This is a genomic window from Pseudomonas sp. ok266 (genome assembly GCF_900110195.1).
Taxonomy (GTDB): Bacteria; Pseudomonadota; Gammaproteobacteria; order Pseudomonadales; family Pseudomonadaceae; genus Aquipseudomonas; species Aquipseudomonas neuropathica.
This window is the reverse complement of sequence record NZ_FOCU01000001.1, coordinates 304236-327720: the sequence shown is the minus strand read 5'-3', so window position 1 is coordinate 327720 and position 23485 is coordinate 304236. Positions and strand designations below refer to the sequence as shown.

At 59.2% G+C, this 23485-nt stretch carries 24 protein-coding genes and 1 pseudogene; 16 read left to right on the top strand and 9 right to left on the bottom strand.

Annotated elements, in window-relative coordinates:
• Nucleotides 1–93: 93 nt before the first annotated feature.
• Nucleotides 94–1587 (bottom strand): aldehyde dehydrogenase, encoded by a 1494-nt coding sequence (locus BMY54_RS01530; protein WP_093429668.1) that lies wholly within the window; start codon nt 1585–1587, stop codon nt 94–96.
• 238 nt (nt 1588–1825) lie between these two features.
• Between BMY54_RS01530 and BMY54_RS01525 the strand changes: the two genes are divergently transcribed.
• Nucleotides 1826–2188 carry a cupin domain-containing protein gene (locus BMY54_RS01525; RefSeq protein ID WP_093429667.1) on the top strand — a complete coding sequence of 121 codons (363 nt, stop codon included), beginning with the start codon at nt 1826–1828 and terminating at the stop codon, nt 2186–2188.
• A gap of 180 nt (nt 2189–2368) precedes the next feature.
• Here BMY54_RS01525 and rpmG read toward each other — a convergent pair whose 3' ends face one another.
• Together rpmG and rpmB are read right to left on the bottom strand one after the other, a co-directional pair.
• Nucleotides 2369–2524, bottom strand: coding sequence for a 50S ribosomal protein L33 (rpmG, locus tag BMY54_RS01520; protein WP_007894709.1), 156 nt, complete (start codon nt 2522–2524; stop codon nt 2369–2371).
• A gap of 11 nt (nt 2525–2535) precedes the next feature.
• Nucleotides 2536–2769 carry a 50S ribosomal protein L28 gene (gene rpmB / locus BMY54_RS01515; RefSeq protein ID WP_007920377.1) on the bottom strand — a complete coding sequence of 78 codons (234 nt, stop codon included), beginning with the start codon at nt 2767–2769 and terminating at the stop codon, nt 2536–2538.
• Nucleotides 2770–3217: 448 nt separating this feature from the next.
• Here rpmB and BMY54_RS01510 point away from each other — a divergent pair, with 448 nt between their 5' ends.
• On the top strand, nt 3218–4804 hold the full coding sequence (locus BMY54_RS01510; protein ID WP_093429666.1) for an ABC transporter substrate-binding protein: 1587 nt from the start codon (nt 3218–3220) through the stop codon (nt 4802–4804).
• A gap of 134 nt (nt 4805–4938) precedes the next feature.
• On the opposite strand, the gene radC is transcribed toward BMY54_RS01510, so the two are convergent.
• Entirely contained in the window at nt 4939–5613 is a 675-nt protein-coding gene (radC, locus tag BMY54_RS01505; protein ID WP_093429665.1) for a RadC family protein, read from the bottom strand.
• A 135-nt stretch (nt 5614–5748) separates the two neighbouring features.
• Here radC and coaBC point away from each other — a divergent pair, with 135 nt between their 5' ends.
• From coaBC to argB, 4 genes and pseudogenes are all read left to right on the top strand, one after another.
• Nucleotides 5749–6957, top strand: coding sequence for a bifunctional phosphopantothenoylcysteine decarboxylase/phosphopantothenate--cysteine ligase CoaBC (coaBC, locus tag BMY54_RS01500; RefSeq protein ID WP_093429664.1), 1209 nt, complete (start codon nt 5749–5751; stop codon nt 6955–6957).
• A 5-nt stretch (nt 6958–6962) separates the two neighbouring features.
• Complete coding sequence (gene dut / locus BMY54_RS01495) at nt 6963–7418, top strand: dUTP diphosphatase (RefSeq protein WP_038359240.1); 456 nt, start codon at nt 6963–6965, stop codon at nt 7416–7418.
• A 318-nt stretch (nt 7419–7736) separates the two neighbouring features.
• Nucleotides 7737–9113, top strand: a pseudogene (locus BMY54_RS01490) (phosphomannomutase/phosphoglucomutase); the annotation flags it as partial.
• A 17-nt stretch (nt 9114–9130) separates the two neighbouring features.
• Nucleotides 9131–10036 (top strand): acetylglutamate kinase, encoded by a 906-nt coding sequence (gene argB, locus BMY54_RS01485; RefSeq protein WP_003229488.1) that lies wholly within the window; start codon nt 9131–9133, stop codon nt 10034–10036.
• Between the two features lie 168 nt (nt 10037–10204).
• Here argB and pyrE read toward each other — a convergent pair whose 3' ends face one another.
• Nucleotides 10205–10849 carry an orotate phosphoribosyltransferase gene (gene pyrE / locus BMY54_RS01480; protein ID WP_008078597.1) on the bottom strand — a complete coding sequence of 215 codons (645 nt, stop codon included), beginning with the start codon at nt 10847–10849 and terminating at the stop codon, nt 10205–10207.
• An 82-nt stretch (nt 10850–10931) separates the two neighbouring features.
• Between pyrE and BMY54_RS01475 the strand changes: the two genes are divergently transcribed.
• Nucleotides 10932–11711 (top strand): exodeoxyribonuclease III, encoded by a 780-nt coding sequence (locus tag BMY54_RS01475; RefSeq protein WP_007920349.1) that lies wholly within the window; start codon nt 10932–10934, stop codon nt 11709–11711.
• 78 nt (nt 11712–11789) lie between these two features.
• Here the strand turns inward: BMY54_RS01475 and gltS are convergent, their stop codons facing one another.
• The 3 genes from gltS to rph form a co-directional block, all read right to left on the bottom strand.
• Entirely contained in the window at nt 11790–13001 is a 1212-nt protein-coding gene (gene gltS / locus BMY54_RS01470) for a sodium/glutamate symporter (RefSeq protein ID WP_093429662.1), read from the bottom strand.
• Nucleotides 13002–13358: 357 nt separating this feature from the next.
• The gene (locus BMY54_RS01465; protein WP_007920344.1) at nt 13359–13727 is read right to left on the bottom strand and encodes a DUF4870 domain-containing protein; all 369 of its coding nucleotides are present in this window, start codon (nt 13725–13727) and stop codon (nt 13359–13361) included.
• A gap of 28 nt (nt 13728–13755) precedes the next feature.
• Nucleotides 13756–14478, bottom strand: a complete 723-nt coding sequence (gene rph / locus BMY54_RS01460) for a ribonuclease PH (RefSeq protein ID WP_016985814.1) — start codon at nt 14476–14478, stop codon at nt 13756–13758.
• 271 nt (nt 14479–14749) lie between these two features.
• On the opposite strand from rph, the gene BMY54_RS01455 reads away from it, so the two are divergent.
• From BMY54_RS01455 to BMY54_RS01430, 6 genes are all read left to right on the top strand, one after another.
• Nucleotides 14750–15613 carry a YicC/YloC family endoribonuclease gene (locus BMY54_RS01455; RefSeq protein WP_093429970.1) on the top strand — a complete coding sequence of 288 codons (864 nt, stop codon included), beginning with the start codon at nt 14750–14752 and terminating at the stop codon, nt 15611–15613.
• Between the two features lie 12 nt (nt 15614–15625).
• Nucleotides 15626–16246: a guanylate kinase gene (gene gmk / locus BMY54_RS01450; RefSeq protein WP_008078609.1), complete on the top strand. Its 621-nt coding sequence runs from the start codon at nt 15626–15628 to the stop codon at nt 16244–16246.
• A 167-nt stretch (nt 16247–16413) separates the two neighbouring features.
• Nucleotides 16414–16677, top strand: a complete 264-nt coding sequence (gene rpoZ, locus BMY54_RS01445; RefSeq protein ID WP_008030604.1) for a DNA-directed RNA polymerase subunit omega — start codon at nt 16414–16416, stop codon at nt 16675–16677.
• Nucleotides 16678–16734: 57 nt separating this feature from the next.
• Nucleotides 16735–18840, top strand: a complete 2106-nt coding sequence (spoT, locus tag BMY54_RS01440; protein WP_064589822.1) for a bifunctional GTP diphosphokinase/guanosine-3',5'-bis pyrophosphate 3'-pyrophosphohydrolase — start codon at nt 16735–16737, stop codon at nt 18838–18840.
• A gap of 24 nt (nt 18841–18864) precedes the next feature.
• On the top strand, nt 18865–19245 hold the full coding sequence (locus BMY54_RS01435) for a RidA family protein (protein WP_003229509.1): 381 nt from the start codon (nt 18865–18867) through the stop codon (nt 19243–19245).
• 69 nt (nt 19246–19314) lie between these two features.
• Nucleotides 19315–20055 (top strand): putative periplasmic lipoprotein, encoded by a 741-nt coding sequence (locus BMY54_RS01430; RefSeq protein WP_093429661.1) that lies wholly within the window; start codon nt 19315–19317, stop codon nt 20053–20055.
• 139 nt (nt 20056–20194) lie between these two features.
• Here the strand turns inward: BMY54_RS01430 and BMY54_RS01425 are convergent, their stop codons facing one another.
• A complete protein-coding gene (locus BMY54_RS01425) occupies nt 20195–21052 on the bottom strand; it encodes an SDR family oxidoreductase (RefSeq protein ID WP_093429660.1) in 858 nt (285 codons plus the stop codon).
• Between the two features lie 188 nt (nt 21053–21240).
• Between BMY54_RS01425 and exbB the strand changes: the two genes are divergently transcribed.
• From exbB to BMY54_RS01410, 3 genes are read left to right on the top strand one after another with little or no spacing between them, the layout of a single operon-like run.
• On the top strand, nt 21241–22197 hold the full coding sequence (gene exbB, locus BMY54_RS01420) for a tonB-system energizer ExbB (protein ID WP_093429659.1): 957 nt from the start codon (nt 21241–21243) through the stop codon (nt 22195–22197).
• A 6-nt stretch (nt 22198–22203) separates the two neighbouring features.
• On the top strand, nt 22204–22632 hold the full coding sequence (gene exbD, locus BMY54_RS01415) for a TonB system transport protein ExbD (RefSeq protein WP_007920333.1): 429 nt from the start codon (nt 22204–22206) through the stop codon (nt 22630–22632).
• Nucleotides 22629–23375: an energy transducer TonB family protein gene (locus BMY54_RS01410; RefSeq protein WP_093429658.1), complete on the top strand. Its 747-nt coding sequence runs from the start codon at nt 22629–22631 to the stop codon at nt 23373–23375. The genes exbD and BMY54_RS01410 overlap by 4 nt, the downstream gene beginning before the upstream one ends.
• Nucleotides 23376–23485 lie beyond the last annotated feature (110 nt).

Here is a 23485-nt window from a genome sequence, read left to right as displayed (position 1 = left end):
CTGACTGATACACCGCATTCGCGAGCAAGCTCGCTCCCACAAGGGATCTCTGTATGGTTCGGGAGCCTGATTGAATCAGGCTCCTTTAACGGCTTACAGCTTGATCCACGTCGCTTTCAGCTCGGTGTACTTGTCGAACGCGTGCAACGATTTGTCGCGACCGTTACCCGACTGCTTGAAGCCGCCGAACGGTGCGGTCATATCACCACCATCGTACTGGTTAACCCAGACACTGCCTGCGCGCAGTGCCTTGGCGGTCAGATGCGCCTTGGAGATGTCCTGGGTCCATACCGCAGCGGCCAGGCCATACGGCGTGTCGTTGGCGATCTGGATCGCTTCTTCAGCCGTATCGAAAGCGATGACCGATAGCACCGGGCCGAAGATCTCTTCCTGAGCGATCTTCATCGCGTTGCTCACGCCATCGAAGATCGTTGGCTCAACAAAAGTGCCGCCGGTTTCCTGAAGAATGCGCTTGCCGCCGGCGACCAGTTTGGCGCCATCGGTGTGACCGGATTCGATGTACGACAGCACAGTATTCATCTGCTGAGTGTCGACCAATGCACCGACGTTGGTGGCCGGATCCAGCGGGTTGCCCGGCTTCCAGGCTTTCAGTGCCTCGATCACCATCGGCAGGAATGTGTCCTTGATCGAACGCTCGACCAGCAGACGCGAACCGGCGGTGCAGACTTCGCCCTGGTTGAAGGCGATGGCGCTGGCAGCGGATTCGGCAGCGGCTTGCAGATCCGGCGCATCGGCAAAGACGATGTTCGGGCTCTTGCCGCCGGCTTCCAGCCAGACGCGTTTCATGTTCGATTCGCCGGAGTAGATCATCAGTTGTTTGGCGATCTTGGTCGAACCGGTGAACACCAGTGTGTCGACATCGTTGTGCAGGGCCAGCGCCTTGCCGACGGTGTGACCGTAACCCGGCAGCACGTTGAGCACGCCTTTCGGAATACCGGCCTCAACAGCCAGTGCAGCGATGCGGATGGCGGTCAGCGGGGATTTTTCCGATGGTTTGAGGATCACCGAGTTACCGGTCGACAGTGCCGGGCCGAGTTTCCAGCAGGCCATCATCAGCGGGAAGTTCCACGGCACGATGGCACCGACGACACCCACTGGCTCGCGGGTCACCAGGCCCAGTTGGTCGTGCGGTGTGGCCGCCACTTCGTCGTAGATCTTGTCGATCGCCTCACCACTCCAGCTCAGCGCCTGCGCCGCGCCCGGAACGTCGATGTACAGCGAATCGCTGATCGGCTTGCCCATGTCGAGGGTTTCGAGCAGGGCCAGTTCTTCAGCGTGCTGCTTCAGCAGGCCGGCAAAACGAATCATGGTGGCTTTGCGTTTGGTCGGTGCCAGACGCGACCAGACGCCGGAGTTGAAGGTGGCGCGGGCGTTTTCCACGGCGCGCTGGGCGTCGGCGGCGTCACAGCTGGCGATCTTGCCAAGCAGACGGCCATCGACCGGGCTGATGCACTCGAAGGTCTCGCCGGAGACGGCGTCGGTGTATTCGCCATTGAGGTAGGCGCGGCCCTCGATTTTCAGATCGCGGGCGCGTTGTTCCCAGTCGGTACGAGTCAGGGTGGTCATTTAAGTGTCCTCCTCTTGTTCAATACGAGCGCCGCGCGATCGTCGCCAGCGTCCTCAAAAATTCTGCCCGGCCAGCCTGCATTTCGGCCCAAGGCACCCGCCACCCTAAACCAGCGGCCGGGGTTGTTTCAATATATTTGACACAAGGTGGTCATACGGCCTTGCGGTGTTGATTTTAATCAACATAGACTTTGGCCCTTTCCAGCCAATCGCGCCGTATTTACGGGGGATAACAACAATGAACATCCAGAACGTCGTCGACATCAGCCTGACCAGCAGCGAAGCCGAACGCTATCGCCCGGACCCGGCGAAAGTACTGAAGGGTGATCCTGAGCAAGCGGTGTTTCATCAATACGACAGCCCGTGTGGGCAGATGGGCGTTGGCGTATGGGAAGGTGCGGTGGGTCAGTGGACGGTGAATTACACCGAGCATGAATACTGCGAGATTTTACAGGGCGTGTCGGTGCTGCGTGACGGCGAGGGCAATGCCAAGACGTTGCGCGTTGGCGACCGGTTTGTGATTCCGGCAGGGTTTCGGGGCACTTGGGAAGTGCTCGAAGCTTGCCGCAAGATCTATGTGATCTTTGAACAGAAGGCTTGAGGATTTTCGCTGGCTGATCCGGCCCTATCGCGAGCAGGCTCACTCCTACAGGTGACCGCATTCCATGGTGGGAGCGAGCTTGCTCGCGAAGGCGTCAGGACAGGCGACACAAAAATCGAGACCACAAAAAAGGCCCGTATCGTGAGATACGGGCCTTTTTCGTAAGTCGGGAAAAATCAATTACTTGATTTTGCCTTCCTTGTAGATCACGTGCTTGCGAACAACCGGATCAAATTTCTTGATCTCGATTTTGTCCGGGGTAGTACGCTTGTTCTTGTCGGTAGTGTAGAAGTGACCAGTACCGGCGCTCGAGATCAAACGAATCAATTCACGCATGATTAGCTCCCTTAAATCTTGCCATCGCGGCGAAGTTCGGCGAGCACGACAGTGATGCCACGCTTGTCGATGATACGCATGCCTTTGGCAGATACGCGCAGACGCACAAAACGTTTCTCTTCTTCAACCCAGAAGCGGTGATGCTGCAGGTTCGGCAGGAAACGACGACGGGTTTTGTTGTTTGCGTGGGAAATGTTATTCCCAGTCACCGGACCCTTACCGGTAACTTGACATACTCTCGACATGCCTCAGCCCTCTAAAACCACATGCCCAACCCGGCATGGGTTGGCCGCTTAATCTCTCAGTCATTTGGCGCCAGGCGCCGCGTTTCTTTAGAGGTCTTACCGGCTACACCTACAGTGAAGGAACCGGGCCCCTAGAAAAGAGCGCTGCTTTATACCAGAAAGACTTCGGAGCAACAACATTCGGTGTGCAAACAATCCACAAAAAGGCGCTTTTTCAGCCTGCGAACGGCTTGGATAAAGGCTGGCATCGATTTTTACCACTCGTCGCAGAAAATCGTCCCTACGGGCGATTCAGACTTTTTACCGCGCACCGCGGTCTGAAAAACCGCCATCACTGTGCCCCGACAATGCAAAAAGGGGATAGTCATTTGTAATCCAGACCTCTAGGGTAGGCCTTTTCCAGACTGCACTTGCAGATGGGCCTTCGATCTGTAAAAGGAAACCGACCATGCGCCTCGCTGCCCTACCCCTGTTGCTCGCCCCGCTCCTGCTGAGCCCCCTGGCCCAGGCCGCCGCGCTGAGCGTCTGCACCGAGGCCAGCCCTGAGGGTTTCGACGTGGTGCAGTACAACTCGCTGACCACCACCAACGCCTCGGCCGACGTGCTGATGAACCGTCTGGTTGAATTCGACACCGCCAGCGGCAAAGTCGTGCCGAGCCTGGCCGACAGCTGGGAAGTCAGCACCGATGGCCTGACGTATGTCTTCAAGCTACACCCGCAGGTGAAGTTTCATACGACTGACTACTTCAAGCCGAGCCGTGAGCTGACCGCAGAAGACGTCAAATTCAGCTTCGACCGCATGCTCGACCCGGCCAACCCGTGGCACAAAGTCGCCCAGAGCGGCTTCCCCCATGCGCAATCGATGCAGTTGCCCGCGCTGATCAAGAAGATCGACGCGCTCGATCCGCTGACCGTGCGCTTCACCCTTGATCACCCGGACTCGACCTTCCTGGCGACCCTGAGCATGGGCTTCGCCTCGATCTACTCCGCCGAATACGCCGACAAATTGATGAAGGCCAACGCCACGGACAAGCTCAACAGCCAGCCGATCGGTACCGGCCCGTTTGTGTTCAATCGCTTCCAGAAAGACGCGGCGATTCGCTACAAGGCCAACCCGGATTACTTCGGCGGCAAGCCTTCGGTAGACCCGTTGATCTTCGCCATCACCCCGGACGCCAACGTGCGCCTGCAAAAGCTACGACGCAACGAATGCCAGATCGCCCTGTCGCCAAAACCTTTGGACGTACAGGCCGCGCTGAAAGAGCCGACACTAAAAGTCGAAAAGACTGACGCGTTCATGACCGCTTTCGTTGGCATCAACAGCCAGCATCCGCCGCTGGACAAGCCAGAGGTGCGTCAGGCCATCAACCTCGCCTTCGACAAGGCCAACTACATCAAGGCGGTGTTCGAAGACACCGCCGAAGCGGCCAATGGCCCTTACCCACCGAACACCTGGAGTTATGCGAAGAACCTGCCGGGTTACCCGCATGACGTGGCCAAAGCCAAGGCGCTGATGGCCAAGGCCGGCTTGAAAGACGGCTTCCAGACCACCATCTGGACGCGTCCTTCGGGCAGCCTGCTCAACCCGAACCCAAGCCTCGGTGCACAGTTGTTGCAATCGGATCTGGCGGAAATCGGTATTCAGGCGGAAATCCGCGTGATCGAGTGGGGCGAACTGATTCGCCGCGCCAAGGCGGGCGAGCATGACCTGCTGTTCATGGGCTGGGCCGGCGACAACGGCGACCCGGACAATTTCCTGACACCGCAGTTTTCCTGCGCCGCGGTCAAATCGGGCACCAACTTCGCACGCTACTGCAACGCCGATCTGGACAAGCTGATCAGCGCCGGCAAGACCACCAGCGAACAAGGCGTCCGCACCAAGCTGTACGAGCAGGCGCAGGCGCAGATTCAACAGCAGGCGTTGTGGCTGCCGCTGGCGCATCCGACCGCTTATGCGCTGACACGTAAGGACGTGCAGGGTTACTCGGTAAGCCCCTTTGGCCGCCAGGACTATTCGAAGGTAAACCTGAAATAACCTGCCCTGCACATAACGTGTAGGAGTGAGCCTGCTCGCGATGGCGTCATTTCAGTCAACCCATTCGGTGACTGGAAAATTGCTATCGCGAGCAGGCTCACTCCTACAGGGGTTTAGCGTTTTTCCCCTGAACTTTACATCCAGCCACACTCAGCCATCGACAACGGCTCACCATCACCAACGATGAAGTGATCGAGTACCCGCACGTCAATCAGCTCCAGTGCCTTTTGCAGGCGTTTAGTCAGCAGCCGATCTGCCTGACTGGGGTCAGTGTTCCCCGATGGATGGTTGTGGCACAGGATCAACGCAGCGGCGTTATTGGCCAAACATCGCTTCACAACCTCGCGTGGATGCACGCTGGTGTTGTCGATTGAGCCGCGAAACAGTATCTCGAAATTCAGTACTTGATGTTTGGAGTCGAGAAACAGGCAACCAAACACCTCATGCGGTTCGTGACGCAGCATCGATTTCAGATAATCGCGAACGACCTGAGGGTTTTCCAGGGCTGGTTTCTGCCGTGATTTCTCAGCCAGATGTCGCCTGTTCATTTCCTGAGCAGCTTGCAGTTGCGCAAACTTCGCCGGCCCGAGCCCCAATTGTTTGCTGAATTCGTCCTGATCGGCCTCAAGCAGCAAACGCAGGCTGCCGAATTGAGTCAACAGATTGCGCGCCAGATCCACAGCACTTAGTCCGGGCAACCCGGTGCGCAGAAAAATCGCCAGTAACTCAGCGTCTGAAAGGCTCGCTGCCCCGTGTTCCAACAACCTTTCCCGCGGACGTTCCGCCGCAGGCCAATCGCGAATACTCATAGCACTTCCCTGTCTGTGGGCGCCGCTGTTCCGTAGCGGTCGCTGTGATATCGTAGCCCATCTTTTTTGCGGGCGAATTCACCCTGGGGAGGGGGTTTCGCCACGTATGTCACCCACGAAATGAAAGGCAGACCTATGCAGCGGCTGTATCGGAAACGCATCGTGCTCGGCGTCGGCGGCGGCATCGCGGCCTACAAGAGCGCCGATCTGGTTCGTCGCCTGATCGATCAGGGTGCCGAAGTACGCGTGGTCATGACCCATGGCGGCGCCGAGTTCATCACCCCGCTGACCATGCAAGCGCTGTCCGGTCACCCGGTCCACCTCGACTTGCTCGACCCGGCTGCCGAAGCCGCGATGGGCCACATCGAGCTGGCGAAATGGGCCGATCTGGTACTGATCGCCCCGGCCACTGCCGACCTGATCGCCCGCCTGGCCCAAGGCATCGCCAACGATTTGCTGACCACCCTGGTGCTGGCCACCGACGCCGTTGTGGCAGTCGCGCCGGCAATGAATCAGGCGATGTGGCGTGATCCGGCGACCCAGGCCAACCTGCAACTCCTGGAAAGCCGTGGCCTGAAGACCTTCGGCCCGGCCTCGGGTAGCCAGGCCTGCGGCGACGTCGGCATGGGCCGCATGATGGAGGCCACCGACCTCGCACAATGCGCGGCGGACTGTTTCCAGCGCCAGGCGCTGACCGGCAAACACGTCGTCATCACCGCCGGCCCGACTCAGGAAAACATCGACCCGGTTCGCTACATCACCAACCACAGCTCCGGCAAAATGGGCTTCGCACTCGCTGAAGCCGCAGTTGAGGCCGGCGCCCGCGTCACGCTGATCAGCGGCCCGGTGCACCTGCCGACGCCGGATCGCGTCACGCGTATCGACGTGGTCAGCGCCCGCGACATGCTCGCGGCCTGTGAGTCGGCGATCCCGTATGACGTGTTCATCGCCTCGGCGGCCGTTGCGGACTACCGCCCGGAAGTCGTCGCCCCGCAAAAACTCAAGAAAGATCCTACGAGCGGTGACGGCTTCGTCCTGCAAATGGTGCGTAACCCGGACATCCTGGCCACCATCGCGACCCGTCCCGACCGTCCGTTCAGTGTCGGTTTCGCCGCCGAGACCGAACACCTGCTCGACTACGCTGCACGCAAGCTGAAGGACAAGAATCTCGATTTGATCGTCGCCAACGACGTCGCCAACCCGAGCATCGGTTTCAACAGCGAAGAAAACGCCTGCAGCGTGATTGACCGTGCGCTGCACGCCACGGTTTTCGCCCAGACCAGCAAGAGCAAGATCGCTCGCCAACTGGTCACCTTTATCGCCGAACGTCTGAACCAGGTTTAATTTACATGCACGCTTTGCAAGCCAAGATCCTCGACCCACGCATCGGTACCGATTTCCCGCTGCCGCAATACGCCACCCCGGGTTCCGCCGGCCTCGACCTGCGCGCCATGCTGGATCAGGACATCGTGATCAAGCCGGGTGAAACCGTGCTGATCCCCACCGGTCTGTCGGTTTACATCGGCGACCCGAACCTCGCCGCGCTGATCCTGCCGCGCTCGGGCATGGGCCATAAGCACGGCATCGTGCTGGGCAACCTCGTGGGTCTGATTGACTCGGATTATCAGGGCCCGCTGATGGTGTCTTGCTGGAACCGTGGCCAGACCGACTTCACCATGACCGTCGGCGAACGTCTGGCGCAACTGGTGCTGGTACCGGTGGTACAGGCGCATTTCGAAATGGTTGAAGAGTTCGTCGAAACCGAACGCGGCACCGGCGGGTTTGGCCATACCGGCACCAAATAACCGGAGTCATCTTCTGTAGGAGCTGCCGCAGGCTGCGATTTTTTTATTTTTAAGATCAAGATCAATAGATCACAGCCTGCGGCAGCTCCTACAGGGGGAAGTTTCAGCAGATCAGCTGAAAGGTTTAACACCGAAAATCAAGGTTTTGCCGGCCGAAAGCCACGCCCGCCGAGGCATCATGGCCCTTTCATACCACGAACTCTCCGTGGAAAACGCCGTCATACCCTTCAGTTTGAGCCTGCCGTCGAACGATTCGTCGGTCTGTCCCGCCACTTTCGAGATGGAGCATTTCCGTAGATGAGCACCCCAGCCAAGATCGCCCCGAAGCTGCCCGACAGCATTTTCCGCGCCTATGACATTCGCGGCACCGTGCCGGAATTCCTCAATGCCGAAACCGCTTACTGGATCGGCCGCGCCATCGGTTCGCAGAGCCTGGCCCAAGGTGAACCGAACGTTTCCGTCGGTCGCGACGGCCGCCTGTCCGGCCCGGAGCTGGTTGCAGAACTGATTCGCGGCATCGCCGAAAGCGGCTGCCACGTCAGCGATGTCGGCCTGGTGCCAACGCCCGCGCTGTACTACGCCGCCAACGTCCTGGCCGGCAAATCCGGGGTGATGCTCACCGGCAGCCACAACCCGTCGAACTACAACGGTTTCAAGATCGTCATCGCCGGCGACACCCTCGCCAACGAACAGATCCAGGCCCTGCACGAGCGCCTCAAGAGCAACAACTTGAGCAGCGGCACCGGCAGTGTCACTCAGGTCGAGATCCTCGACCGCTACAACACCGAAATCGTCCAGGACATTAAACTGGCACGGCGCCTGAAAGTCGTGGTCGACTGCGGCAACGGCGCGGCCGGTGTGATCGCCCCACAACTGATCGAAGCGCTGAATTGCGAAGTCATCCCGCTGTTCTGCGAGGTCGATGGCAACTTCCCCAACCACCACCCGGATCCGGGCAAGCCTGAGAACCTCGTCGACCTGATCGCCAAGGTCAAGGAAACCAACGCCGATATCGGCCTGGCTTTCGACGGCGACGGCGACCGCGTCGGCGTGGTGACCAACACCGGCAGCATCGTTTATCCCGACCGCCTGCTGATGCTGTTCGCCCGTGACGTGGTCGCGCGCAACCCGGACGCGGAAATCATCTTCGACGTCAAATGCACCCGTCGCCTGGTGCCGCTGATCAAGGAATACGGTGGTCGTCCGCTAATGTGGAAGACCGGTCATTCGTTGATCAAAAAGAAAATGAAACAATCCGGTGCGCTATTGGCCGGGGAAATGAGCGGGCACATCTTCTTCAAGGAACGCTGGTTCGGTTTTGACGACGGCATCTACAGCGCCGCACGGCTGCTGGAGATCCTCAGCAAGGAAAAATCCACCGCGGAAGAGCTGTTTGCGACGTTCCCGAACGATATTTCTACGCCGGAAATCAATATCCATGTGACCGAAGAGAGCAAATTCAGCATCATTGATGCACTGCACGACGCACAGTGGGGCGCAGGCGCTGACCTGACCACCATCGACGGCGTGCGAGTCGATTACGCCAAAGGCTGGGGCCTGGTGCGCGCGTCCAACACCACACCGGTGCTGGTGCTGCGCTTCGAGGCCGATGACGAGGCTGAATTGCAACGCATCAAGGATGTGTTCCACGCCCAACTGAAACGCGTTGCACCTGATCTCCAACTACCGTTCTGATCCACCCGGAGCCCTGAATGACCCTCGAACGCGAAGCCGCCGCCCATACCGCCCAGGTCCTGTCCGAAGCGTTGCCTTACATCCGACGTTATGTCGGCAAGACCCTGGTGATCAAATACGGCGGCAACGCGATGGAAAGCGAGGAGCTGAAAACCGGCTTTGCGCGCGACATCGTCTTGATGAAAGCCGTGGGCATCAACCCGGTCGTGGTTCACGGTGGCGGCCCGCAGATCGGCGATCTGCTCAAGCGTCTGTCGATCGAAAGCCACTTCGTCGATGGCATGCGCGTCACCGACGCCGCGACCATGGACGTGGTCGAAATGGTCCTTGGCGGCCAGGTCAACAAAAGCATCGTCAACCTGATCAACCGTCACGGCGGCAGCGCCATCGGCCTGACCGGTAAAGACGCCGGGCTGATTCGTGCGAAGAAGCTCACCGTCACCCGTCAGACGCCGGAGATGACTCAACCGGAAATCATCGACATCGGTCAGGTCGGCGAAGTGGTCGGGATCAATACCGAACTGCTGAACCTGCTGGTCAAAGGCAACTTCATCCCGGTGATCGCGCCGATCGGCGTGGGTGAGAACGGCGAGTCGTACAACATCAACGCGGATCTGGTGGCCGGTAAAGTCGCCGAGGCACTGAAAGCCGAGAAGCTGATGTTGCTGACCAATATTGCCGGCCTGATGGACAAGTCGGGCACCGTGTTGACCGGCCTGAGCACGCAGCAGGTCGACGACCTGATCGCCGACGGCACTATCTACGGCGGTATGCTGCCGAAGATTCGTTGCGCACTGGAAGCGGTTCAGGGCGGCGTGGGCAGCTCGCTGATCATCGACGGCCGCGTGCCGAACGCGATCCTGCTGGAAATCTTCACCGACACCGGTGTGGGCACGCTGATCAGCAATCGCAAGCGCCCATAAGCGCTGACGTAAACCAAAAGACCCCGCTCAGCCTGGCTGAGCGGGGTCTTTTTTTGCACCACATTCCCTGTGAGAGCGAGCCTGCTCGCGAAAGCGGTCTCTGCATCACATCAATGTTAAATGTGAAGCCCTCTTCGCGAGCAGGCTCGCTCCCACAGTGCTCTGCGGTTAAACGCCGAACTGGGCGCGATAGGCTTCCACGGCGGGCAGGTGTTGCTTGAGCTGCGGATCATCGGCAAGGAATTCCAGCACCTGATTCAGCGAAACAATGCTGATCACCGGGATACCGAAATCACGCTCGACTTCTTGAATGGCCGACAATTCACCGTTGCCACGTTCCTGACGGTTCAGCGCAATCAGCACGCCCGCAGCCTTGGCACCGTCCTGGGAAGCGATGATCTGCATCACTTCGCGGATTGCTGTACCCGCCGTGATTACGTCATCAATGATCAGCACATCGCCAGTCAGCGGCGCGCCGACCAGGCTGCCGCCTTCGCCGTGGGCCTTGGCTTCCTTGCGGTTGAAGCACCACGGCAGATCACGGTCGTGGTGCTCGGCCAGTGCCACAGCGGTGGTTGCCGCCAACGGGATGCCTTTGTAGGCCGGGCCGAACAGAACGTCGAAGGGAATGCCGCTCTCAGCGATGGCTGCCGCGTAGAAACGCCCCAGCTGCGCCAGGGCCGAACCCGAGTTGAACAGGCCGGCATTGAAGAAGTAAGGACTGGTGCGCCCGGACTTCAGGGTGAACTCACCGAAGCGCAAAACGCCGCGATCGATGGCAAAACGAATGAAATCGCGCTGATACGCTTGCATGAAAAAAACCCCAAATACCACGGATTTAGCTAATTAGCTTGACGCCGTGTATCATACACGCACGCGATTTTTGGGGCCATTTATGCGGATCATCAGTGTGAACGTCAATGGTATTCAGGCTGCAGTCGAGCGTGGTTTGCTCAGTTGGCTGCAAGCACAGAATGCCGACGTCATCTGCCTGCAGGACACCCGTGCCTCCGCCTTTGAACTGGATGACCCAGCCTTCCAACTGGATGGCTACTTCCTTTATGCCTGCGATGCTGAAGTCCCTGCCCAAGGCGGCGTGGCTTTGTATTCGCGGTTGCAACCGAAGGCTGTCATCAGCGGTCTCGGTTTCGAGACGGCCGACCGCTACGGGCGCTACCTGCAAGCAGATTTCGACAAAGTCAGTATTGCCACCTTGCTGCTTCCTTCGGGGATGAACGGCGATGAGGACTTGAACCAGAAGTTCAAGCTCATGGACGACTTCGGCAAGTACCTGGACAAACAGCGGCGCAAACGTCGCGAGTACATTTATTGTGGCTCGCTGTACGTGGCGCAGCAGAAGCTCGACATCAAGAACTGGCGCGACAGCCAGCAATCCCCGGGCTTCCTGGCGCCAGAACGCGCCTGGATGGACGAGATTGTCGGCAACATGGGCTATGTCGATGCCCTGCGCGAAGTCAGCCGCGAAGGCGACCAGTACAGCTGGTGGCCGGACAACGAACAGGCCGAGATGCTCAATCTCGGCTGGCGGTTTGACTACCAGATCCTGACCCCGGGCCTGCGGCGCTTCGTGCGCAGTGCTCGCCTGCCGCGTCAGCCACGGTTCTCGCAGCACGCACCGCTGATCGTCGACTACGACTGGACGCTGACCATCTAAGCGTAGTTTCGCAGTTAAAAATGCCCGTATCGCAAGATACGGGCATTTTTTGTGCCTCACAGTGCAGCAGATTCGAACTCAGACTGCCGCGAAGAACGGTAAGGCCAGATACAGCTTGATCACGATGACATTGATAATGTCGATGAAGAACGCTCCAACCATCGGCACCACCAGAAACGCGATCTGCGAGGGGCCGTAGCGCTGCGTCACGGCCTGCATGTTGGCAATGGCAGTCGGCGTGGCACCCAGGCCAAAACCGCAGTGCCCTGCCGCCAGCACGGCCGCGTCGTAGTTGCGCCCCATCATCCGGAATGTCACGAAAATCGCGAACAACGCCATGACCAGCGCCTGCACTGCCAGGATGATGAAAATGGGCAGCGCCAATGCTGCCAGATCCCACAGTTTGAGCGACATCAGGGCAATCGCCAGAAACAGCGACAAGCTGACATTGCCCAGCACCGACACCTCACGCTCGAACACCTGATACAGACCCAACGCCGAAAGCCCGTTGCGCAAGACCACGCCAACAAACAGAACACAAACGAACGTCGGCAACTCGAATGCGGTGCCCTGCAGCAGGCCGTTCAACAGATTGCCCGCCAGCAAACTGACCGCGATCAGGGCGAGTGTTTCTATAAACGAAAACGGGGTAATCGAGCGTTCTTTGTTTGGTTGCTCGAAGCCTTTCGGCAACCGCAGCGGCGCATCCGGACTCTGACAACCGGGCACCTGCACTCGCTTGATGAGCAAGCGCGCGACTGGTCCGCCGATCAAACCACCCAGCACCAGGCCAAACGTCGCGGAAGCCATCGCCAGCTCCGACGCAGATGCCAGACCGTATTTCTCACTGAATACCGTACCCCACGCAGCCCCAGTGCCGTGACCGCCCGCCAAGGTGATCGATCCGGTCAGCAGTCCCATCAATGGATCGAGCCCGAGCATTGTTGCCAGCCCGATCCCCATCGCATTCTGCACTACCAACAATCCGGTGACTGCCAATAGAAATATCCCGACAACGCGCCCGCCTTTCTTCAAGCTGGCAAAGTCTGCACTTAGACCAATGGTGGCAAAAAAGGCCAGCATCAAAGGTGTCTGCAGCGAAGTATCGAAACGAATTTCAATATTGAGCGTTCGCAGCAGCAACAAGATCAACGCAACTACCAGGCCACCCGCGACAGGTTCGGGAATGTTGTAACTGCGCATGAAACCAACACGCATAACGAGCCCGCGTCCTAGCAGAAGGACTAAGGAGGCGGCCACAAGTGTTCCGTAAAAATCGAGCTGAATCATTGGGATTATTCTTGGCTATATATTCAGAGGCGAGCTGTTTACCTGCACGCGCCTCATGAACCGGCTGATTGTCTCAACACTGATTACTCGGAAATTCAATAGCCGTCGATGGCTTGAATATATCTTAATATTTCAGGAGAAATATTATCCGAGCAACTTTAACAATCGTCGCCTTTGATTCCAAGGCCATGAATCCTAACTAAGCCGATGCAGTTGTGACTAAAAGTGTATATACAGAAAGAGTATCGACCGATCATCGCGATCAGATCATTCCTACCCATAATAACGATTAATTTTGTTGCATTAATAAAATGCCCTGACAGGTCAGGGCATTTGTTTTAAAACTTTTCGAGCGCCTTATTTGATCAGCCGCCAGGTAAACGGATATCGGTAAGGAAAACCTTCATTGGCCTTCACACCGGCGATGATGGTCAATACCAGCGCACCAATGGCCAGTATCCCCAACAGGAAGAACCCGATGATCAGCACCATCAGCAGGAAACAGATCAACGAGGCGATGGCGACGGTGATCTGAAAATTCAGCGCCTCCTTGCCTTGAGCGTCGATGAACGGGTCCGTTTCGCGCTTCATCTGCCAGAGGATCAACGGCCCGATCAGATTGCCGAACGGGATCCAGATCCCCAGCAAGGCGGACAAGTGACAAAACATCGCCCATTGGCGAACCTCCTGGCTCGGTTTGGGCAGCAATTCTTGTTCGTCACTCATCGCGTCCTCCTTGCGGTTATGAACCTGCTCAGTCGGCCAGTGCAGCCTTTTGCAGTTCGAAGATTTCGTTCATGCCTTGCTTGGCCAGTTCCAGCATGGCGTTCAAGTCTTCAGGCTGGAACGGCGCGCCTTCAGCCGTACCCTGCACCTCGATGAAACCACCGGTGCTGGTCATCACCACGTTGAGGTCAGTCTCGGCGGCGGAATCTTCAAGATAGTCCAGATCCAGCACGGCCTCGCCCTGATACATGCCAACCGACACGGCACCGATCATCTGCTTGAGCGGATCGCCACCCTTCAGGCCGCCACGCTTCTTGATTACTTTCAGTGCATCAACCAGTGCAACCATGGCGCCGGTGATCGAAGCCGTGCGAGTACCACCGTCGGCCTGAATCACGTCGCAGTCGACGTACAGGGTCACATCGCCCAGCTTGGACATGTCCAGCGCAGCGCGCAGGGAACGGCCGATCAGGCGCTGGATTTCCAGGGTGCGACCACCCTGCTTGCCACGGCTCGCTTCACGCTGGTTACGCTCGCCAGTGGCGCGCGGCAGCATGCCGTATTCGGCGGTCAACCAACCCTGGCCCTGGCCTTTGAGGAAGCGCGGCACGCCGTTTTCGACGCTGACGGTGCAGATGACTTTGGTATCACCGAATTCGACCAGTACGGATCCCTCGGCGTGTTTGGTGTAGTTGCGGGTAATGCGGATCGAGCGGAGCTGATCGGCAGCGCGACCACTTGGACGTTTCATAGGGAATACCTGTACTGGGGACGGAAAACTGCCGAGCATTATAGAGCGCTGCACCGCGCGTGGGCACTCGTTAAAAATCCAGCCCGACGATCGAAGGCCCTGAAACACCCGTTACCGACGGGATGCAGCCCTTTGTCACACCGTGTGTTTGGGCGCATTCGCCGCACTGCGCTACAATCCTGCGCCTTTGCTGCCAGTCGGCTTAAATTCATACATATCGCGCCTGCGGAACACAGGTTTCGCGCCGATCTGCATTTGCGAGGTCACCGCCATGGTGCACAGCATGACCGCCTTCGCCCGCGTCGAAAAAGCCGGCGCACAGGGCACCCTGAGCTGGGAACTGCGCTCGGTGAACAGCCGCTATCTGGAACCGCACCTGCGCCTGCCGGAGTCGTTTCGCGACCTCGAAGGCGCGGTGCGTGAAGCGCTGCGTCAGGGCCTGTCGCGGGGCAAACTGGAATGCACCCTGCGTTTCACCGAAGAAAGCACCGGCAAAACCCTGCAAGTCGATCGCGAGCGCGCCGCGCAGCTGGTCGCAGCGGCTGAGACCGTGGCTGGCCTGATCAAGAACCCTGCCGCACTCAACCCGCTGGAAGTGCTGGCCTGGCCCGGCGTACTGGTGGGCGATGCGAGCGACCCGCAGGCGCTGAATGCCGACGCACTGGCGCTGTTCAATCAAGGCCTGAAAGAGTTGAAGGCCGGCCGCGAGCGCGAAGGCGCGGAGCTGGCACGCCTGATCAACGAGCGTCTGACCTCCATTGAAGAAGACGTGGTGACCCTGCGTGAACTGGTGCCGCAGATGCTCGCGACCCAGCGCCAGAAAGTCCTCGATCGCTTCGCTGACATGAAGGCCGAGCTGGATCCGCAGCGTCTCGAACAGGAAATGGTCATCCTCGCGCAAAAGAGCGACGTGGCCGAAGAACTGGATCGCCTGAGCACCCACATCATCGAAGTTCGCCGGGTGCTCAAGTCCGGCGGTGCCGCTGGTCGGCGCCTGGACTTCCTGATGCAGGAACTCAACCGCGAAGCCAACACACTGGGCTCCAAGGCCTTCGACCCGCGCAGCACCCAAGCCGCCGTCAACCTCAAGGTGTTGATCGAGCAGATGCGCGAACAAGTGCAGAATATTGAGTAAGGCTACCCCGACATGACCCACAGCACCGGCACCCTGTACATCATTTCCGCGCCATCGGGCGCGGGCAAGAGCAGCCTGGTCAAGGCCTTGACCGACGCCATACCGGAAATTCGCGTTTCGGTTTCCCACACCACCCGCGCCATGCGTCCGGGTGAAGTGGACGGCGTGAACTATCACTTCGTGACCCGCGAAGAGTTCGTGAAGATGGGCGAGCATGGCGACTTCCTCGAACGCGCCGAAGTCTTCGGCAACTTCTACGGCACCTCGCAAAGCCGCCTGCAGCAGACGCTGGACGAAGGTCACGACCTGATTCTGGAAATCGACTGGCAAGGCGCCGAGCAAGTACGCAAGCTGATGCCGCAAGCACGCTCGATCTTTATCCTGCCGCCGTCGCTTCAGGCCCTGCACCAACGCCTGACCAATCGCGGTCAGGACAGCGACGAGATCATTGACGGGCGGATGCGCGAAGCGGTCAGCGAGATGAGTCACTATGTCGAATACGACTACCTGATCATCAACGACGATTTTGCTCACGCACTGGACGATCTGAAGGCGATTTTCCGCGCCAATCAACTCCAGCAGAAACGCCAGCAAGTACGTTTCGGCAAATTGCTGGCCGAATTGCTCGGATAATCAGCACTTCCCAAAACAGCTGCAAGCGCTTTACATTGGTGCTTGCAGCGCGTTGAAGGGCTTGGTCAAAAAATCAGCGCTTCCCTAATCGCTGGTGATTTTTTAAACTGTTGAGTCCGCTCGCCCAACCGGGCAGCGCGCATATTGCATTCGCTCCGAGGAATACCATGGCCCGCGTAACCGTTGAAGACTGCCTAGAACACGTGGAAAACCGCTTTGAGCTGGTCATGCTCTCTACCAAGCGTGCCCGTCAACTGGCCACCGGCGGCAAAGAGCCATTGGTCCAGTGGGAAAACGACAAGCCGACTGTTGTCGCACTGCGTGAAATCGCTGAAGGCCTGATGAGCTACGAGTTCATCGCCGAGCAGGAAATCGTCCAGGATGAGCCGCTGTTTGCAGCGTTCGAGGACGAGTCCAACGAGGCCGTCTAAGCCTATGCCTGGTCGACGTAGCACGGCGCGGGATCACAGCTTACGGCAGGAATCATCATGCCGAGCATAGACGCCCTCGCCGATCGCTTATCGACCTACCTCGGCAACGACCAGGTCAACCTGGTCCGCCGAGCGTATTTCTACGCCGAACAAGCCCATGACGGTCAACGCCGTCGCAGCGGCGAGGCGTACGTCACGCATCCTCTTGCCGTGGCCAATATTCTTGCTGACATGCACATGGACCATCAGAGCCTGATGGCGGCGATGCTGCATGACGTGATCGAAGACACCGGTATCGCCAAAGAAGCGCTGCAAGCGCAGTTCGGTGAAACCGTGGCCGAACTGGTCGACGGGGTCAGCAAACTGACCCAGATGAATTTCGAGACCAAGGCCGAAGCCCAAGCCGAAAACTTCCAGAAAATGGCCATGGCCATGGCACGCGACATTCGCGTGATCCTGGTCAAACTCGCCGACCGCCTGCACAACATGCGCACGCTGGAAGTGCTGTCCGGCGAAAAGCGCCGACGCATCGCCAAGGAAACCCTGGAAATCTACGCGCCCATCGCCAACCGGCTGGGCATGCATGCCATTCGTATCGAATTTGAAGACCTTGGCTTCAAGGCCATGCACCCGATGCGTTCCGCGCGGATCTACCAAGCGGTCAAACGCGCCCGGGGCAACCGCAAGGAAATCGTCAACAAAATCGAAGAATCCCTTGGCCATTGCCTCGCCATCGACGGCATCCAGGGCGAAGTCAGCGGTCGGCAGAAACACCTCTACGGCATCTACAAGAAAATGCGCGGCAAGCGTCGGGCCTTCAACGAGATCATGGACGTCTATGCGTTCCGGATCATCGTCGACAAGGTCGATACCTGCTACCGCGTGCTGGGTGCTGTACATAATTTGTACAAACCGTTGCCAGGGCGCTTCAAGGATTACATCGCGATTCCCAAGGCCAACGGCTATCAGTCGCTGCACACCACGCTGTTCGGCATGCACGGCGTACCGATCGAAATCCAGATCCGCACCCGCGAAATGGAAGAGATGGCCAACAACGGCATCGCCGCCCATTGGCTGTACAAGTCCAGCGGTGACGAACAGCCGAAAGGCACTCACGCCCGCGCCCGCCAGTGGGTCAAAGGCGTGCTGGAGATGCAGCAACGCGCCGGCAACTCGCTGGAATTCATCGAGAGTGTGAAGATCGACCTGTTCCCGGACGAGGTCTACGTGTTCACACCCAAAGGCCGGATCATGGAGCTGCCGAAAGGCTCCACGGCGGTCGACTTTGCCTACGCGGTACACACCGACGTCGGCAACAGCTGCATTGCCTGCCGGATCAACCGTCGACTCGCACCGCTGTCCGAACCGCTGCAAAGCGGCTCCACGGTCGAGATCGTCAGCGCTCCGGGCGCACGACCGAATCCGGCATGGCTTAATTTCGTGGTCACCGGCAAGGCGCGCACGCACATCCGTCATGCGCTGAAACTGCAACGTCGCTCGGAGTCCATCAGCCTCGGCGAACGCTTGCTGAACAAAGTGCTCAACGGTTTCGACAGCGCGCTGGAAAAGATCCCGGCCGAACGCGTCAAAGCCATGCTCACCGAGTACCGCCTCGAACTGATCGAAGATTTGCTCGAAGACATTGGCCTGGGTAACCGCATGGCCTACGTGGTCGCCCGCCGCCTGCTTGGCGAAGGCGAGCAGTTGCCAAGCCCGGAAGGCCCGCTGGCGATTCGCGGTACCGAAGGTCTGGTGCTGAGCTACGCCAAGTGCTGCACGCCGATCCCGGGCGACCCGATTGTCGGGCACCTGTCGGCGGGTAAAGGCATGGTCGTGCACCTGGACAACTGCCGTAACATCAGCGAAATCAGGCACAACCCGGAAAAATGCATCCAGCTCTCCTGGGCCAAGGATGTCACCGGCGAATTCAACGTCGAACTGCGCGTCGAGCTGGAACACCAGCGCGGCCTGATTGCCCTGCTGGCCAGCAGCGTCAACGCAGCCGACGGCAATATCGAGAAAATCAGCATGGACGAGCGCGATGGTCGCATCAGCGTGGTCCAGTTGGTGGTCAGCGTCCACGACCGTGTGCACCTGGCCCGCGTGATCAAGAAGCTGCGCGCCTTGACCGGGGTGATCCGCATCACCCGCATGCGTGCATAACTCAACCATTACAAGGAGTCATACATGACCAAGACTGTTATCACCAGCGACAAGGCCCCGGCCGCCATCGGTACTTACTCCCAGGCGATCAAGGCAGGCAACACCGTTTACATGTCGGGCCAGATTCCTCTGGACCCAAAAACCATGGAACTGGTTGAAGGCTTCGAAGCCCAGACCGTCCAGGTATTCGAGAACCTCAAAGCCGTGGCTGAAGCCGCTGGCGGTTCGTTCAAGGACATCGTCAAACTGAACATCTTCCTCACCGACCTGAGCCACTTCGCCAAGGTCAACGAGATCATGGGCAAGTACTTCGACCAGCCATACCCGGCTCGCGCCGCCATCGGCGTGGCTGCCCTGCCAAAGGGTTCGCAGGTTGAAATGGATGCCATTCTGGTCATCGAGTGATGCGCACGGCGCGGCCTTCAAACGCCGCGCCGACTGCTCAGCAAGAAAAGGTTTTGAAAGGATTCCACCATGCGCAAAGCGCTAGCTCTCCCGCTGCTCGCCATTTTCCTCGGCGGCTGCGCCAGCAACCCTGCCGACCGTGACATCAGCGGCACCTGGATCAACCAGGTGGCGATCGATGCCGCAGCCAAGGGCGGCCCCCTGCGCGAAGCGCTTCAGGCTTACGGCCCGAACCTTGAGTGGGACGTCAACACCAAGGCCGGTCAGGCCCGCTACACCAACGGCTTTGAGAACGTCGAAGGACGGCTGCTGGGTGAGAAATCCGGCGCCTGGAAAGTCGACTTCTATGGCAGCTCCGCCAGCGAGCTGAAACGCGACGGCGGGCAACTGCAGCAAGCCGCCAGCGAGAACGAACCCGAGCAGGTGTTCGACCGCGCACAGATTCCGGTGCCGGAAGGTGCGCCGATCGGCGCCAGTTTCGAACGTGCGCTGTATTCCGCCTACATGGGCGGCAGCTGGACAATCGCCAGTGGTCAGGGCGAAGGCAGCACCGTGCAGTTCCAGGCTGACGGCCAGGTTTCCGGTTTGCCGGGCGCCGACCGTTATGCCTTGTGCCTGGCGGGCGATTGCGCGTCGATGAGCAGCACCAACGACAACATGTGGTTACAGCTCAACGGTCAGGGCAATGCCTACATCTTTGCGCGCAAGGGCAAGGAACTGGAGATTTTCCAGGCGGTGAACACCGCGCTGGCGGATGAAATGCCGCAATACACGCCGGGCGAGCGTAAGTGGTTGCTGGAGAAGCAGTAACCCGGACCTCAATTCGCAGAAATCACCTGTAGGAGTGAGCCTGCTCGCGATAGCGGTGTAACAGTCAGCATAAGTGTTGAATGTTAGACCGCTATCGCGAGCAGGCTCACTCCTACAGTTGTTTTGGGGTGTCAGGAAGTCAGCACTTACCTTCGAGGATCGCGGCATAGCCCTCGCGGTAACTTGGGTACGCTGGCGTCCAGCCCAACGCTTTCGCCCGGGCATTGCTGCATCGCTTGCTGCCGGTGCGCCGAACGCTGGCGTCTTCCGCCCATTCGGTAACGCCCAGATATTCACGCAACCAGCCCACCACTTCGGCCAACGGTGCCGGTGCATCGTCCACGCCGATGTAGAAATCCTCCAGCTTCACGCCCTGCCGATCCTTCTCCAGCAGAAACGCCAGCAATCCCGCCGCGTCGTCAGCGTGAATCCGGTTGCCATACAGCGGCGGCTCCACCGCGACGCGATAACCGCGACGCACCTGAGTCAGCAGCCATTCGCGACCCGGGCCGTAAATCCCGGTCAGACGCAGGATGCTCGCAGGGATGCCACTGTTTAGAGCCACCTGCTCTGCTTCGAGCATCAGTCGCCCGGAATAACCCGCAGCGACCGTCGCGGATGCCTCGTCAACCCACTCGCCATCCTGCTGACCGTAGACACTGCTGCTGGATACGAACAGCAGCCGCTCAGGCACTTGCCCGTAATCGTCCAGCCAGCTCAGGACATTCTGCAAACCCTGCACATAAGCCGCGCGATAACCGGCCTCATCGTGATCAGTCGCTGCAGCGCAATACACCAGATAGTCCACGGCACCCACCGGCCAGGTCGCCGGGCAGTCCTCATTGAACAAGTCGCCGGCAACGCCAATCACCCCGTCGGGCAGCTTCGAAACATCCCGGCGCAAGCCATGAACTTCCCAACCAGCCGCCAGCAATTGCCTGGCCAGACGACTGCCGACATCACCACAACCGGCAATCAAAACAGAAGGCGCGGACATCAAAAAACTCCTATCGGAAAGACACAGACTAGCGCTGGCAAAGGACGGGCGGCTAGCAATGAAGGAAAAAAAGATACTCTATTACTTTTGTTAACAAGAATTACTTGCAATAATGCACCTCACTTTTGTTCTCGGCCTCACGAGGCCTGGAAGAGCATCAACGTTTTTCTATCTCAGGTCCGGCCAGCATGACACGCAATCAAATCCCCGCTTCGCCAACCAATCGACCTCGCGCCTGGAGCGCGCTGGCGGCTCTGCTGCTCAGCATGATGCTGGCACCGACCGCCGCGTTCGCCGACGCACAAGCGCCAGCAGCCCCGGCCGCGACCGAACAGCACGCACCGGCCGCCAACGCGCCTGCCGCTGCTCCCGCTGCCACTGATCCAGTGCAAGCGGTAGACGCTGCCGACGTACCTGTTCTCGAAGCCGACAACAGCCTGGGCATGGCCCACGACCTGTCGCCGTGGGGCATGTACCAGAACGCCGACATCATCGTGAAAATCGTGATGATCGGTCTGGCCATCGCTTCGATCATCACCTGGACCATCTGGATCGCCAAAGGCTTCGAGCTGATGGGCGCCAAGCGTCGCCTGCGTGGCGAAATCGCCGCCCTGAAGAAAGCCACCACCCTTAAAGAAGCCAGCGCCACTGCCGGCAAGGAAGGCACCCTCGCCAACCTGCTGGTGCACGACGCCCTCGAAGAGATGCGCTTGTCGGTCAACAGCCGCGAGAAAGAAGGCATCAAGGAACGCGTGAGCTTCCGCCTCGAGCGTCTGGTAGCGGCCTGCGGTCGCAACATGAGCAGCGGCACCGGCGTCCTCGCCACCATCGGTTCCACCGCACCGTTCGTGGGCCTGTTCGGTACCGTGTGGGGCATCATGAACTCCTTCATCGGCATCGCCAAAACCCAGACCACCAACCTTGCTGTCGTAGCGCCCGGTATTGCTGAAGCGCTGCTGGCCACTGCATTGGGTCTGGTTGCGGCGATTCCTGCGGTAGTGATCTACAACGTCTTCGCCCGCTCCATCGCCGGTTACAAGGCGCAGGTTTCCGACGCGTCGGCAGAAGTTCTGCTGCTGGTCAGCCGTGACCTCGATCACCAGCCTGAGCGCAGCTCGCAGCCGCACATGGTCAAAGTGGGGTAATCGGCCATGGGCCTGCATTTGAAAGAAGGCGCAGACGACGATCTGGCCGAGAACCACGAAATCAACGTCACGCCGTTCATCGACGTGATGCTGGTGCTGTTGATCATCTTCATGGTGGCCGCTCCGTTGGCCACCGTGGACATCAAAGTCGACCTGCCGGCCTCGACCGCCAAACCGGCGCCAAGGCCAGAGAAGCCGGTGTTCCTCAGCGTCAAAGCTGACCAGCGCCTGTACATCGGCGACGACGAAGTGAAAGCCGAAACCCTTGGCGCCGTGCTCGACGCCAAGACTCAGGGCAAGAAAGACACCACTATCTTCTTCCAGGCTGATAAAGGCGTGGATTACGGCGACCTGATGAGCGTGATGGACAAGCTACGCTCCGCCGGTTACCTGAAGGTCGGCCTGGTCGGACTTGAGACGGCAGCCAAGAAATGATCACGACGCGCCATAAGCTGACGCGTTACAGCGGTAGCCTGGCCGTGGTGCTGGGCGTGCATGCGCTGGCCATCGCGCTGGCACTGAACTGGACCGCCCGCCCGCCCATCGAATTGCCCCCACAGGCAATGATGGTCGAGCTGGCCCCGGTTCCAGCCCCGCCACCGCCTGCTCCGCCGAAAGTCGTCACACCGCCGCAGCCACCGGCTCCGGTTGAAGAGTTGCCGATTCCGAAGTTGGCCGAAGCACCGAAAGCTGAAATCGCGGTGCAGAAGCCCAAGCCGAAGCCAAAGCCTAAACCGCCGAAGCCGGTCGAGAAGAAGCTGCCTGATCCACCGAAGGAAAAACCTTCCGAGGAGAAACCGGCCGATACACCACCGACCCCGGCACCGACGGAGAAATCCGCTGCACCGGCGCCCGGCCCGTCGCCGGCACAGTTGGCAGCCAAGGCCAGTTGGCAAGGCACTCTGCTTGCGCATTTGGCCAAGTACAAGAAGTACCCGCAAAGTGCACAGGCACGGGGCAAGGAAGGCTTGAACCGCCTGCGTTTTGTAGTCGATGCCGAAGGCAACGTGTTGTCGTTTGAACTGGTGGGCCGCTCAGGCAACGCCGATCTGGACCGGGCCACCCTGGAAATGATCCGCCGCGCACAACCGCTGCCCAAGCCACCGGCCGACATGTTGACCAACGGCTCGATCGAAATTGTTGCGCCGTTTGTTTACTCCCTCGAACGCCGCCGCTAAGCAACACCGCAATACTCTGTGGGAGCGAGCCTGCTCGCGAAGAGGTCGTGTCAGTCAGCACATGCTTGTCTGACCCACCGCTTTCGCGAGCAGGCTCGCTCCCACATGGG

Coding starts and splice junctions, on each gene's coding strand:
- BMY54_RS01530 (WP_093429668.1), bottom strand. CDS start 1,587: ATGACCACCCTGACTCGTACCGACTGGGAACAACGCGCCCGCGATCTG.
- BMY54_RS01525 (WP_093429667.1), top strand. CDS start 1,826: ATGAACATCCAGAACGTCGTCGACATCAGCCTGACCAGCAGCGAAGCC.
- rpmG (WP_007894709.1), bottom strand. CDS start 2,524: ATGCGTGAATTGATTCGTTTGATCTCGAGCGCCGGTACTGGTCACTTC.
- rpmB (WP_007920377.1), bottom strand. CDS start 2,769: ATGTCGAGAGTATGTCAAGTTACCGGTAAGGGTCCGGTGACTGGGAAT.
- BMY54_RS01510 (WP_093429666.1), top strand. CDS start 3,218: ATGCGCCTCGCTGCCCTACCCCTGTTGCTCGCCCCGCTCCTGCTGAGC.
- radC (WP_093429665.1), bottom strand. CDS start 5,613: ATGAGTATTCGCGATTGGCCTGCGGCGGAACGTCCGCGGGAAAGGTTG.
- coaBC (WP_093429664.1), top strand. CDS start 5,749: ATGCAGCGGCTGTATCGGAAACGCATCGTGCTCGGCGTCGGCGGCGGC.
- dut (WP_038359240.1), top strand. CDS start 6,963: ATGCACGCTTTGCAAGCCAAGATCCTCGACCCACGCATCGGTACCGAT.
- argB (WP_003229488.1), top strand. CDS start 9,131: ATGACCCTCGAACGCGAAGCCGCCGCCCATACCGCCCAGGTCCTGTCC.
- pyrE (WP_008078597.1), bottom strand. CDS start 10,849: ATGCAAGCGTATCAGCGCGATTTCATTCGTTTTGCCATCGATCGCGGC.
- BMY54_RS01475 (WP_007920349.1), top strand. CDS start 10,932: ATGCGGATCATCAGTGTGAACGTCAATGGTATTCAGGCTGCAGTCGAG.
- gltS (WP_093429662.1), bottom strand. CDS start 13,001: ATGATTCAGCTCGATTTTTACGGAACACTTGTGGCCGCCTCCTTAGTC.
- BMY54_RS01465 (WP_007920344.1), bottom strand. CDS start 13,727: ATGAGTGACGAACAAGAATTGCTGCCCAAACCGAGCCAGGAGGTTCGC.
- rph (WP_016985814.1), bottom strand. CDS start 14,478: ATGAAACGTCCAAGTGGTCGCGCTGCCGATCAGCTCCGCTCGATCCGC.
- BMY54_RS01455 (WP_093429970.1), top strand. CDS start 14,750: ATGGTGCACAGCATGACCGCCTTCGCCCGCGTCGAAAAAGCCGGCGCA.
- gmk (WP_008078609.1), top strand. CDS start 15,626: ATGACCCACAGCACCGGCACCCTGTACATCATTTCCGCGCCATCGGGC.
- rpoZ (WP_008030604.1), top strand. CDS start 16,414: ATGGCCCGCGTAACCGTTGAAGACTGCCTAGAACACGTGGAAAACCGC.
- spoT (WP_064589822.1), top strand. CDS start 16,735: ATGCCGAGCATAGACGCCCTCGCCGATCGCTTATCGACCTACCTCGGC.
- BMY54_RS01435 (WP_003229509.1), top strand. CDS start 18,865: ATGACCAAGACTGTTATCACCAGCGACAAGGCCCCGGCCGCCATCGGT.
- BMY54_RS01430 (WP_093429661.1), top strand. CDS start 19,315: ATGCGCAAAGCGCTAGCTCTCCCGCTGCTCGCCATTTTCCTCGGCGGC.
- BMY54_RS01425 (WP_093429660.1), bottom strand. CDS start 21,052: ATGTCCGCGCCTTCTGTTTTGATTGCCGGTTGTGGTGATGTCGGCAGT.
- exbB (WP_093429659.1), top strand. CDS start 21,241: ATGACACGCAATCAAATCCCCGCTTCGCCAACCAATCGACCTCGCGCC.
- exbD (WP_007920333.1), top strand. CDS start 22,204: ATGGGCCTGCATTTGAAAGAAGGCGCAGACGACGATCTGGCCGAGAAC.
- BMY54_RS01410 (WP_093429658.1), top strand. CDS start 22,629: ATGATCACGACGCGCCATAAGCTGACGCGTTACAGCGGTAGCCTGGCC.